Genomic DNA, 12,060 nt, shown 5'->3' with positions numbered 1-12,060 from the left:
CACCTCTCATTATTTAATCCCAGATGAAGAATTCTGAGGAGTAATGTATTTTTGCCCCATAATATAGACTAATAGAATCGGAATAGTGGTAACAGTTAATCCTGCCATAACTTGGTTTAAATAAGCAGGCTTTGTTTCATTCATAATATTTACCGCAACTGATAATGGATATTTACTCTCTTCTGTAAAAACCATTAGCGGCCAAACATAATCATTCCAGGCACCGACAAAAACTAATATACCAATGGTCATAAAAATAGGTTTGGAGATTGGTATCACTATTTTGGTGAATATCTTCCAATTAGATGCTCCATCTATATAGGCAGATTCCCTTAGTTCTTTAGGGATTTTTTGAAAAAATACCATAAACAGATAAATATAAAAGGCACTTCCAATATGAGGAAGCGCTAATCCCCAAACTGTATTTGTCAGATTCCATTGATTGATAATGATAAAAATTTGAATAAATACAGATTGAAATGGGAAAATAATTAAAATAATTAAAGCGCCTGTAATAAACTTTTTAAAGGGTACATCAAATACAGCTAAAGCATATCCTGCCAGTGAATTCACTAATAAGCTTCCGAATACAATAACAAAAGTGTAAAAAACACTGTTAAAGAAATGGATCGAGAAATTAAATCGGCTAAACATTTCTTGGTAAGGCACTAACCAATTTTGAATATTACTGAAGTTCGGTATAAAGCTTTGTATCGAACCTATCTCTTCTGAAATTTCCGCCACGGTTTTTGTACTGCTCACAAACATCCAAACAGTGGGAAATAAGAACAAAATAGCAAAGGCGATTAATACGATATATTTTAATAAACGAATGACCGTAAACCCTTTCACCCTTCTTCCTCCTTTACTAGCTTTCTTTGAACAAAGGCAATGAAAATCAAGATGAAGGCAAAAATCACAGTGATGGCACTGGAATAACCTATTTGACGATACCTTGTTCCTTGTTCAAACATATATAGAAGAATACTTGATGTACTGCCTTGTGGTCCGCCATTTGTTAAAACTAAAGGTTCAATGATGATTTTAAAAGTTCCTGTAGTTACGACAATTAGTACAAATACGACCTGACCTTTTATACTAGGAAGCGTAATATGTTTGAATTTCTGCCAAGCATTTGCCCCTTCCATAGAAGCTGCTTCATAAAGAGAAGATGGTATATCCTGAAGAGCAGCCATTAAGATTAACATCTGAAAACTGATCCCTTGCCAAAGAATAATGAAGGAAATGGTCGGGAGTGCCAAATTTGGGTCAGAGAAAAACTCTTGTTTCGCAAAACCTAATGAAGCCAAAAATTCGTTTACAATTCCTGAATTGGGATCTAAGATATTTTTCCACAATAAGGAAACAACGATAATAGACAAAATATATGGTGAAAAGAAAGCCGTTCGAAAAAGTGTGTTCGTTTTGGACTTTTTCGCAATCAAAGTGGCCAAAAATAAAGATAAAATAACCTGTAATGGCACAATATAAATAACGTATTTCGCTGAATTAAAGAAAGCCTTCTTAGCATATTTGTCATAAGCTATTTCCATGTAGTTATCAAATCCAACAAAAGATATATCATTTGGTTTCAGCAAATAATAATCAGTAAAAGAATAACCAACGGCTAACATTAGTGGATAAATAACAAAGATACTGATCAGTGTAAAAGCCGGAAGCAAAAATAATATTTTTCCACTAAAAATAAAATCAAGAGTTTTATTCTGTTTCATCTTTTGCTTGAGATTATGCATAACAAATACTCCTTTGATGGAATAGGAAGTGTACGGCTTAGCGTACACTCACTATTTTCTAATCCTTACTTAAACCTATCTGCCTCACGCTCTACTTTTTCCTTCGCATCATTAATGAGACTTTCGAGTGATCCATTATCTAATGCAATTCCTTCCATAATGTCACCAAGTGCATCTTCCAACACTGGGAAAATAGGGGATTTTGGCTTCAGATGGTTCGTATTGACTAACTGATCTAACATAAGCTTTCTTGGATAATCACTATATGTTTCGGAGGAATCTAGCAACTCCTGATGACCTGGAATTAATCCAGCTTCTTCTTCCATTTTGACCGCACTATCTTTGTTTGTTAAATGTGCTACTAGCTCAGCTGACAGTTCTGGATATTCTGTGTTTTGCGTTGCTGCGATATACCAGCTGCCATGCGGTGCTGATTGATGCCCATCTTTACCATACGGATAAGGCATGATCGACCAATTCAATTCTGGATACTCATTTTCAAATACATCCACCATCCATGGTCCTTCAAAACTGATCGCCGCTTCCTCTAAAGCAAAGGCATCTTCTCTAGTAGTGGAAGCTACAATGCCATCTCTAAATAATGTGTCTATGAATTGTAATGCTTCCTTTGTATTATTGCTATCTAAATAACCTTCTGTATCAAGACCATTTTCTCCGACCATTCTCGCATCATTGGAAAAAATAATAGGGGAATGTGCATACATATGCCAACCGTTATTTTCGGTAAACATGTGGACAGGTTCTTGTCCCATGTGATCTTTAAGCTTTCTCGCATTCTCTAAAAATTCTTCATAACTCCAAGCTAAATCCAATGTCCAATTGCCATTTTCATCTGCTGGCACCTCAATGCCTGCTTCTTCAAATAAATCCTCGTTATAGAAAACGGGTGATGATAAATCAAAAGATTGCAAGGCGTAAATATTATCTCCTACACTGCCAGCTGAAATGATCGTATCCAGGTAGGAATCAAATGTTGCTTCATCCAAATATTCATTCAGCGGTAATAGAATGTCAGAATCCGTATAAGAAGCAGTATATACGCTCTCTAATGCAATAATGTCTGGCAGTTCTCCAGTAGTGATCGCTGCATTGACCCGATCATTATAGCCGCTGCCTCCCCCTGTTTTGACGATATGTTCTACCGTCACGTCTACATTTTCATGAGCTTCTTCGAATTCTTTCGCTCTCACATCATAGTTTTCTCCTTCTGGGTCATCAGCAGGAACATGTACCCATACTTCCAACTCTTTTACTTCCTCTTCTGCATCACTGTTTTCAGAAGCATTATTTGATGAGTTAGAACATGCAACTAATGCCAAGAAAATCAACAAGATCATCAGAAAACTAATTATATTTTTCATAACTTCTCCTCCTCTTTAAAAGAAAACGTTTCCACATTAGTGGATTTTAAAAGGGGATAACCCCTTTTCTAAACTTTGTGGAAATGTTTCCATCTTTGAGTTTAGTATATATAATCCCCTTCGTATTGTCAATCCATATTTTAATATTTTTCCCTTAACGCGTTGTTTCCCCTTTCACAAATTCAACCGGATGTATAACTGGCGTTACATAAGAACCATTTATTCTTTTGATTAATAATTCCACCAAACTTCTTCCCATTACTTCTACTGGTTGTCTGATCGATGAAATTTTTGATTTTAACACTTCATAAACTTTAATGCCATCATAACCTATAATAGACAGCTCTTCGGGAACTTTAATATTTTGTTCCTTGGCAAGTTCAAAAAGCTCTAATGCCATAAGATCATTCTCAGCAAAAACCCCATCGACGTTTTTATATTGAGTTAGAAATCGCTTTAAAAATGCTGTTTGATCTTTAATCGGATCTTCTTCTGTATAGATGACATAATCCATTCCATCTTCTTTTGCTGCATCTTCAAACCCTTTTTGTCGTTTTTCTACTTCAGTTAGTACATGGTTTGAATAAGATCCAATATAAGCAAGATGCTGACATCCCGTGTCCTTTAATACTTGAAAAGCGATCTTTCCCCCGCCGTAATTATCACTAGATACATAAGGTATCGATCCAATATGACGGTCTACCAACACAATTGGCATCGAATTATGAATTTCATTTTCAATTTCGTTATAAGAAATCCCGATAATACCAGATACTTTGTTCTGCTTAAGCATACTGATATAGCTCAGTTCTTTCTGAATGTTGCCAGTAGAGTTACATAAGAGCATCTTGTAACCGTTTTTATCCAATTCATCTTCAATATAATAAGCAAGTTCAGAGAAAAAAGCGTGATGAATCGATGGTAAAAATAGTGCCACAATTTTATTATCTTGGGTCACAAATGCTCTAGCCGTTTCATTGGGAACATATCCTAATTTATTAATAGCATCTTGGACTTTCGTTTTTGTACTTTCACTCACATATCCAGATTTATTAATAACTCGCGAAGCCGTGCTAATTCCTACACCCGCTAGCTTCGCAACATCTTTTATCGTTGCCATAGTATCACCTCAAATAAAAGCATACCATAAATGAAAACGTTTCTCTATTTTTAGATGAAGGTTTAGCACCTTACACACACATATGGGGAAAGAGCGTAAATTTTGATCAGAGAGCACTTGATGGAGATAAGAGAGCATAAATGAGATACGAGAGCACATTGATATAAGGGAAAGCGCGAAAAAGATGAATATGCGCTCATGCTAATTATTACATTCTTGGAAGAATAAGTTAGTACACTATTGGCTATTAATAAAAGGGAATATTTGTTAATATATTAACTGTGGAGGTGATACATATGTCAGATACTGTTGTGCAAGAGTCAGCTAATAATTCGATGAACTTGTTTGGTTTGTTCGCTATCTTACCTTTTATTTTTTCGATCGTGATGATTGGTCTAGTCATTTGGTTTGCGGTTGCTTTTATGAAAACACAAAAAGAAAAGAATGCAATTTTAAGAGATATTTCGAATCATTTACAGTTCATGAAAGATAAAAATTCATAGGGAAATCTCATTAGGCTGCATCACGCTTAGTTTGCAGTCTTTTTTTATACAACTATGTACCCTCCTGTTATCCGGAAGTTTTGATATTTTATCCGTGACTATTTTGATTTATCCTAAAGTTTTAAGGATTTATCCGTAAGTTTACACCATTCTATTAAAAATAGAGCTACTCCTTTTCTTGTCAGAATAGCACCGGCATAAAGCATAACATTCACTTATTTTTCCTAGATTTCATCACAATAAAAGACGGTCTCCGTTTTTCATTTACTAATTTAGGCATTCTCTCTAATCCATCAGGAATAGACTGTGGCTCTGTTATTTTTTCTAGTACTAATCCATTCTCTATAAGGGTATTGACCAATGTCGAAATGGTTCTATGGTATTTAACGACCCCATCAATATACCAATGCTGCTCTCTTTTCCCTTCTTCTTGATAATGATCTAACGCCCAATGTAATTTATGATCATCCTCATCTTTTACCCAATTATTTCCCTCTTTTCGAGCAGTTACGATCGGATGCTCTGTTGAAAAAATGAATTCTCCATTATGTTTTAACCAATCATTTACCTTCACCACAAGACTTGTATAATCCTCAATATAATGAACGGCCAAGGAGCTTATAATAATATCAAATTTCTGATTTTCTAATGCCAAATCTTCTATTGGCATACAAATATATTCTATGTTCTCATGGTGATTTTCCCTTTTAGCCTGTTCTATCATATTTTCGGAAATATCCACTCCGACTACTTTAGCTGCACCATTCTCCATGCAATACATTGCAAATTCACCTGTTCCACATCCTAAATCCAAAATAGATTTATCACGGAGTGTTGAAATTTCTGATTTTATCGCTGGTTGTTCGATAAAATCGTTATAAGTGACACTACTTTTACGTAAAGACGTGTATTCTTTAAAGAAAACAGGATGGTCATAAATATTTTGCTTCAAAGGATTCCCTCCCATATGTAAACATACATATAAAACTAAATAACTTTAATAGACCATTTTACAAAACAAGACTATGTTATTATACCTTATATTATTCGTAGAATCCTAGAGAGAGGTTTCACGGGCAAAATTACTAGACCCGCGTCTTAATATGTCATAATAAAATACCTGCCAGTTCTACTTTTTTCATCCGCAGAACTAACAGGCACAAACCGACCTAATATTTATGTTTTACTCACCAAAAACCATCCATTCAACAGATCCTCACGATTGTAATAAAAACGCTCTCCATCTTCATGTCTGGTGACTTTACCACCTGCAGCTTCCACAATCGCTTGACCTGCACCAGTGTCCCATTCCATTGTAGGAGCATATCGAGGATAATAATCGGCTTTTCCTTCCGCTACTAAACAAAATTTCAACGAACTTCCCGAGGACACGACTTCTACTTTGCCCTCTAATTCCTCAATAAAGGCTTCAGTTTCTGGCGACATATGCGAACGACTCGCTACCACATTGGTTACGTCATTCTGCTTCACTTCTGGCAAGCGAATGCTCTTTTCCAACAAATCTTCTTCATTAGCAATTACCGCTTTCGAAGCATCAACCAGCTTAAAGGCCCCCTTCTCTTTACTGCCAAAATAAAACTCATCTAATGCCGGTGCATAAATAACACCTAAAGCTGGATATTTACCTTCGATCAAAGCAATGTTCACTGTAAATTCGCCGTTCTTTTTGATAAACTCCTTCGTTCCATCTAAAGGATCGACCAGCCAAAATTGATCCCAATCTTTACGTTCTTGATAATCGATCTCTTTTCCTTCCTCACTCAAAACAGGAATCTCTCCCCCGACACCTTTCAATCCTGCCACAATCGCCTGATGTGCTCGTTGGTCGGCTTGGGTAAGCGGGGAATCATCCTCTTTGAACTCAACATCAAAGTCATGCGCATAAACATCTAAAATCTCTTCCCCAGCTTTTAACGATACTTGAAATAAATCATATAACATTGCAACAAACTCCTTCCTTTTTAAAACCACACTATATTTACAATCATCACCGTAATCGTCATCACGATCAAACTTAAAGGGGCCCCGATTTTCATATAATCGCTAAATTTATAACCGCCCGGCCCATATACAATCAAGTTGGTTTGATAACCAATCGGTGTAATAAAGCTTGCCGAAGCAGCAATCGCAATCGTAATCGCAAATCCCATATAATCAACTTGTAAAGCCTCGGCCATCTCCAACCCAATTGGCAGCATTAAGACAGCCGCAGCACTATTGGTAATAATCTCAGTAAAAATATTAGTGAGCAGATAAAGTAAAAATAAAATAACGATAATCCCGAGTGGCTCTCCAAATGCTAACAAACCGTTCGCTATCCATGAAGCTAACCCGGTTTTCGTCATTGCCGCCCCTACACCAAACGCACTGGCGATCAGCAACAAGACATGAAACTGGACATAAGATTTGGCTTCTTCTACTGTAATCACTTTGGTAACAAAAAAGATAATCACAGCTAAAAGCATGGCCTTAAACATGCTTAAGACTCCAAACGTCACCAAGAGAATCATCGAGATCAGCACACTGACGGAAAACCAGCCCTTCCCCTTATTCTCTTGTAAGTTGGACGGAGTGTCCATGGAAGAAACAACATAAAAGTCAGAGGACTGCTGATTTTTTCTAACAAAATCGGAACCTGCTAAAAGCAATAAGATGTCTCCTGGCTTGAGGACAATATCCCCTATCTTGCTTTTGATCCGTTCATTGTTACGGTGAACCGCCAAAACTCCGGCGTCAAATCGGGATCGGAATTGGGATTGTTTAATCGATTTGGTTAAAAGCGACGATTGATGTGATACGACGGCTTCAATCAGCTGTACATGCCCATTATTTAAATCATCTAACTCTAAATGCGTCCCCGTTTCCAATTCAAGCCCTTTAATGTTTTGCAGCTCAGCAATAGTAGAAATAAGCCCTGTAAAAATAAGCCGATCTCCTGGCAAGATGACAGTCGTAGACTTAACTGGTGAGATCCTTTCTTCTTCACGGATGATTTCGACCAAATATAACCCTTTAAGATCTCTTAAGCCAGCTTCTTTTACCGTCGCATGATGGTAAGGGAAATCTGGCGTGACAAACATCTCCGCCATAAATTTTCTGGTATCTTCTTGGATTCGATCACGAAATCCTTTATATGCTGGAAGCAGCTTGAAGCCGATTGTAAATATATACAAAATCCCGACGATCGCTAATGGGATCCCAACAATGGCAAACTGAAATAAATGAAACCCATCCAAGCCATTTTCCAAGAGCATCCCATGCACCACTAGATTTGTAGATGTTCCGATGACCGTAATCGTCCCACCTAAAATCGTCACATAAGACAAAGGAATTAAAAATTTGGACGGGGCAATTCCTCTTTCCTCACACCATTTTTTAATCATCGGGGTAAAGGTAACAACAATCGGTGTGTTATTTAAAAAGGCGGATGCAAAGGAGACAGGCAGAAAAAAACGCAGCATCGAGTTGGTGACATGTTTGCTTTTATTTAACCACTTTTTCATCGATTGTTCGATTACACCATGCTTTTGCACGGCTCCTGCGACGATAAATAATAGGGCAACCGTCAGCATCCCTTCATTGGCAAACCCGCTAAACGCTTCTTCTGTGGTTAAAAGCCCAGTCGTCACAAACACTACTAACACGGTAAAAATCACCATATCAGCACGTGCCACTTCTAAAATCAGTGCTGCGAACATGGCAACAATCATCACCAATACAAAAATCATCTCCAGGGTCATCGGGAAATACCCCTTTCCTTCATACAATCAAAATAGTAAAGAAAACTCGGCGATTGACGAGCCTTTGGCGAAGTCAGAGACGTAGTTGCACTTGCATCGGCTAATATCGGTCACGTCCTGTGACCATCGCCGATACTAGAACGTCCTGTTCGTCGTACTTCGCACCTTAAAATTTTAACTACGTCGAGTAACTTCGTGCTAAAATTTTATACTTTTCTTAACATGTAAAGAAAAGCTACTACCTTGACCTTGATAGTAGCTTTTCTAACATGTTCTTAATCTAAATATTTCATAATCTCTTTCACGACATAGTCGGTTGCTTCTTCTAGGCTGTATTGACTCGTGTCCACTTCAATTTCTGGGTTTCCTGGTGTTTCATAAGGACTGGAAACACCGGTAAAGTTCGGAATCTCACCCGCTCTTGCTTTCTTATATAAACCTTTCACATCTCGTTTCTCACATTCTTCTAATGGTGTGCTGACAAAAATTTCAATAAAGGAATCGCCCACAACATTTCGCGCATTTTGACGGTCTGCTTCATATGGCGAAATAAACGAAGTCAATGTAATCAGACCCGCGTCATTCATCAACTTCGCCACTTCGGCAATCCGGCGAATATTTTCGACACGATCATTTTCTTTAAAGCCTAAGTTTTTGTTTAAGCCGTGACGTACATTATCTCCGTCTAACAACATTGTATGATGGCCTGTCGCCACAAGCTTTTTCTCCACTTCATTGGCTAACGTGGATTTACCAGAACCAGATAGTCCCGTAAACCATAACGTTAAAGGCTTTTGCCCTTTTTGCTGCGCACGGAAGTCACGTGTAATGTCTGTCTCTTGCCAAACAACATTGGTCGAACGACGTAAAGCATGCTCGATCACACCGCAAGCTGATGTCATATTCGTCACACGGTCAATTAAAATCAAACCGCCTATCGCTTCGTTGTTGGCGAACTTATCGAACACCATATTTTCCGAAAGGGAAATATCACATTCTACCAACTCGTTTTTGAAAATACGATCGGCCGGCACTTCTTTTCCAGTATTGATATCAATCTTATGTTTAATCGACATCACCGTACCTGGAAGCAACTTCGTACCGACTTTGACTAAATAGTTACGACCTTCGACTAATTCGGTATCATCCATCCACAGAATATTCGCCGTGAACATATCCGTGACTTGAATGTTTTCCGATGTCGTTAACACACAGCCTCGCGACACATCCACTTCTTTATCCAACTGTACGGTGATCGCTTGGCCGTCGCTAACATCCTTGACTTCTTGATCGGTATTCAACAAGCTTTTGACCTTCGCTTTTTCTTGACTCGGTAACGTAATTACCTCATCGCCAACCGAAAGCTGACCAGCTTCGACCTGTCCTTGGAAACCACGGAATGTATGATTCGGACGACTCACACGCTGCACTGGCATCACAAAATGCTCTTGGTTCGCGTCATCATCGACATCAATATTTTCTAAGTATGGCAATAACGGTTCCCCTTGATACCATAAGGTGTTATCAGACTTTTCGGTAATGTTGTCCCCTTCTGTCGCGGAGACAGGGATCACTTGAATGCTTTTCACATTCAATCCATATGTCATTTGTAAAAAGTCTTGCTTAATTTCCTCAAAACGCTTCTCATCATAGCCGATTAAGTCCATTTTATTCACGGCTAAAACGATGTGGTTAATCCCCATCAACGCACAAATGCGCGCGTGACGTTTCGTTTGGGTAATAACCCCTTTGGTGGCATCTACTAAAATCACGGCTAAATCAGCAAAAGATGCCCCTACAGCCATATTTCTTGTGTATTCTTCATGACCAGGTGTATCGGCCACAATAAACGAACGGTCATCTGTTGTGAAATAACGATATGCAACGTCAATCGTAATCCCTTGTTCACGCTCTGCCATCAATCCATCAAGCAAAAGCGAATAGTCGATTTCGCCGCCGCGGCTGCCAACCTTGGAATCTAGTTCCAACGCTTTTTCTTGATCGGCAAATAATAGTTTCGCATCATATAACATATGTCCAATTAATGTAGATTTTCCATCATCCACACTACCACATGTAATAAACTTTAATAGACTCTTCATTTTAGAAATACCCCTCTCTCTTACGACGTTCCATGCTTCCAGCCGCTTCTTGGTCAATCACTCGGCTCGTACGCTCCGACGATACCGCACCTAATGTTTCTTCGATAATTTCGTCCAACGTATCCGCATCGGATTCCACACCACCAGTTAGAGGGTAGCAACCCAGGGTACGGAAGCGAACTTTCTTGTTCACAACCTTCTCGCCAGGCTCTAGCTTCATACGGTCATCATCGATCATCACAATATTGCCTTCCCGTTCCACAACCGGACGTTCTTTGGCAAAATATAATGGCACAATTTCAATATTTTCTTTGCGGATATACTGCCAAATATCTTTTTCCGTCCAGTTAGACAATGGGAATACACGCATACTTTCGCCTTTTTGAATACGAGTATTATAGAGTTTCCACATTTCCGGCTTCTGGTTTTTCGGATCCCATGCATGATTTTGGTTACGGAAAGAGAATACGCGCTCTTTCGCACGAGATTTCTCCTCATCACGACGACCGCCGCCAAACGCCGCATCAAAACCATACTTATCTAAACCTTGCTTCAACGCTTGCGTCTTCATAATATCCGTATAGTTCGCCCCATGATCAAATGGGTTAATCCCTTGTTTCTTTCCTTCTTGATTGGTATGCACAATCATATCAATGCCTAATTCCTTCGCTCTTCTATCACGGAAATCTATCATTTCTTTAAACTTCCATGTCGTGTCAATATGCATGAAAGGAAACGGCGGTTTCTCCGGATAAAAAGCTTTCAATGCTAAATGCAGCATCACCGAGCTGTCTTTCCCGATCGAATATAACATCACGGGATTTTCACATTCTGCCGCTACTTCGCGAATAATATATATGGCTTCAGCCTCAAGTTGATCAAGATGTGACAATTGTTGTGTCATAAAATTTCCCCCTCCATTCCTACGACTACCTCAAACCTATTAATTTTCATATCATGAATAATAAATCCATTTTTGATTATACCATTTCTCACACATGGTACTCCACAATTTTCCAAAACACTCATGCTATTTTATGAATTTTAATTCCGACTTATCAACTCAATTTTATAGGATTAGACTGGAAAGTGCAATACAGATCCCAAAATAAATTTACTTTTTTTTGCATTTTATTCATTTTCTTCGGTAAAGATCCAGCCTCATGCCTCGAATCACAACAAATCCACCAATAACCACACACCCCCTACAATCAATCACTAAAATCCGTATCCGACTCTCTTATCGAATTTTGCTTACACATAGGAAGAGATGGTGAGAGTGCAAATGTATATGATGTGCTCTCATGCTCAATGATAACTTACTTATTCTTGCTTTCTATAATGAAAAAAAGACCGCATCATTTAAAATGCACCCTATAGAGTAGACACTTTGAAAAAAGGACTACTTTATAGGGGGTTTTTTTGTATACTTAATTTA

Annotated in this window: 10 protein-coding genes; 1 reads left to right on the top strand and 9 read right to left on the bottom strand. The window is 38.3% G+C overall.

Translation table 11 applies throughout. The annotated features are described in order from the left end of the window. Positions 1-9 precede the first annotated feature (9 nt). The 4 genes from GHD00_RS06895 to GHD00_RS06880 all read right to left on the bottom strand — a co-directional run bounded on the left by GHD00_RS06895 (position 10) and on the right by GHD00_RS06880 (position 4,256). On the bottom strand, positions 10-852 hold the full coding sequence (locus tag GHD00_RS06895) for a carbohydrate ABC transporter permease (protein ID WP_163537421.1): 843 nt from the start codon (positions 850-852) through the stop codon (positions 10-12). After that, on the bottom strand, positions 849-1,754 hold the full coding sequence (locus GHD00_RS06890; RefSeq protein ID WP_163537420.1) for a carbohydrate ABC transporter permease: 906 nt from the start codon (positions 1,752-1,754) through the stop codon (positions 849-851). The genes GHD00_RS06895 and GHD00_RS06890 overlap by 4 nt, the downstream gene beginning before the upstream one ends. Before the next feature lie 65 nt (positions 1,755-1,819). Further along, the gene (locus GHD00_RS06885; protein WP_163537419.1) at positions 1,820-3,136 is read right to left on the bottom strand and encodes an ABC transporter substrate-binding protein; all 1,317 of its coding nucleotides are present in this window, start codon (positions 3,134-3,136) and stop codon (positions 1,820-1,822) included. 154 nt (positions 3,137-3,290) lie between these two features. Then, positions 3,291-4,256, bottom strand: a complete 966-nt coding sequence (locus tag GHD00_RS06880; RefSeq protein WP_163537418.1) for a LacI family DNA-binding transcriptional regulator — start codon at positions 4,254-4,256, stop codon at positions 3,291-3,293. Between the two features lie 296 nt (positions 4,257-4,552). Between GHD00_RS06880 and GHD00_RS06875 the strand changes: the two genes are divergently transcribed. Continuing rightward, positions 4,553-4,759: a hypothetical protein gene (locus GHD00_RS06875; protein WP_163537412.1), complete on the top strand. Its 207-nt coding sequence runs from the start codon at positions 4,553-4,555 to the stop codon at positions 4,757-4,759. Positions 4,760-4,970: 211 nt separating this feature from the next. Here GHD00_RS06875 and GHD00_RS06870 read toward each other — a convergent pair whose 3' ends face one another. From GHD00_RS06870 to cysD, 5 genes are all read right to left on the bottom strand, one after another. After that, positions 4,971-5,711 carry a class I SAM-dependent methyltransferase gene (locus GHD00_RS06870; protein WP_163537417.1) on the bottom strand — a complete coding sequence of 247 codons (741 nt, stop codon included), beginning with the start codon at positions 5,709-5,711 and terminating at the stop codon, positions 4,971-4,973. Positions 5,712-5,935: 224 nt separating this feature from the next. Further along, complete coding sequence (cysQ, locus tag GHD00_RS06865) at positions 5,936-6,721, bottom strand: 3'(2'),5'-bisphosphate nucleotidase CysQ (protein WP_163537416.1); 786 nt, start codon at positions 6,719-6,721, stop codon at positions 5,936-5,938. A 20-nt stretch (positions 6,722-6,741) separates the two neighbouring features. Beyond that, positions 6,742-8,520 (bottom strand): SLC13 family permease, encoded by a 1,779-nt coding sequence (locus GHD00_RS06860; protein WP_163537415.1) that lies wholly within the window; start codon positions 8,518-8,520, stop codon positions 6,742-6,744. Between the two features lie 275 nt (positions 8,521-8,795). Next, positions 8,796-10,622: an adenylyl-sulfate kinase gene (cysC, locus tag GHD00_RS06855; RefSeq protein ID WP_163537414.1), complete on the bottom strand. Its 1,827-nt coding sequence runs from the start codon at positions 10,620-10,622 to the stop codon at positions 8,796-8,798. Between the two features lies 1 nt (position 10,623). After that, complete coding sequence (gene cysD / locus GHD00_RS06850) at positions 10,624-11,526, bottom strand: sulfate adenylyltransferase subunit CysD (RefSeq protein ID WP_163537413.1); 903 nt, start codon at positions 11,524-11,526, stop codon at positions 10,624-10,626. Positions 11,527-12,060 lie beyond the last annotated feature (534 nt).

This window comes from Gracilibacillus sp. YIM 98692, from assembly GCF_010993965.1.
In the GTDB taxonomy this organism is placed as follows: Bacteria; Bacillota; Bacilli; order Bacillales; family Amphibacillaceae; genus Gracilibacillus.
The sequence above is the reverse complement of the archived record's forward strand: the minus strand, read 5'-3'. Positions and strand labels throughout refer to the sequence as shown.